The following is a 512-nucleotide window of genomic DNA, read 5'->3' as shown; positions in this document are numbered from 1 at the left end:
CCGCGCGCCGCCGTCGGTCACGATGGCGTCGAGCGCGCCCCGCAGCGTCGCCGGGGCCCACGCGTTATTGGCCAGATAGCGCGTCACGTCGATCACCAGCGCGACAAAGCCGCCGACAACCGCGAGAAAGCCCAGGAATCTCAGGATCGCGCGCATGTTCCTCTCTACCGTTGCCGAACCGGCATGCTCCCCGCGAAACGCCGGCGCCGGCAAGACAGTCGACGCCGCGGGGCGTGAAAAACCGCCGGTCGATCCACCGGCATTTTCAGACAGGCGCCCGCATCGACATACGCCGGATCAGGGAGGCGGGGCAAATGTCCGGCTGCAGGCGCGGCTTCCTCACGGCCTTCCTTTTTACCGCTTTCCTTTTTACCGCTTTCCTGGCGACAGCGTCGCCGCGGCAAGGATGGCCTTATCGCGCCCGGAGCGCTACATCCTCTGGCGCACAGGGTAAACGGGCGGGCGGAAGCCGCGTCAAGCAGGGGTTAGGGTAAGGATGGCCTGGTCGCCGC

At 67.0% G+C, this 512-nt stretch carries 1 protein-coding gene; it reads left to right on the top strand.

The window, feature by feature from the left end; translation table 11 throughout:
- Nucleotides 1-154 precede the first annotated feature (154 nt).
- On the top strand, nucleotides 155-454 hold the full coding sequence (locus AC4FS3_RS29565) for a hypothetical protein (protein WP_491023508.1): 300 nt from the start codon (nucleotides 155-157) through the stop codon (nucleotides 452-454).
- The last annotated feature ends 58 nt before the right edge of the window (nucleotides 455-512 follow it).

It is taken from the genome of Pseudogemmobacter sp. TB195 (assembly GCF_058313095.1).
The sequence above is the reverse complement of the archived record's forward strand: the minus strand, read 5'-3'. Positions and strand labels throughout refer to the sequence as shown.

Excerpts from the sequence above, each read along its gene's own strand:
- AC4FS3_RS29565 (WP_491023508.1), top strand. The coding sequence starts at position 155 with ATGTTCCTCTCTACCGTTGCCGAACCGGCATGCTCCCCGCGAAACGCC.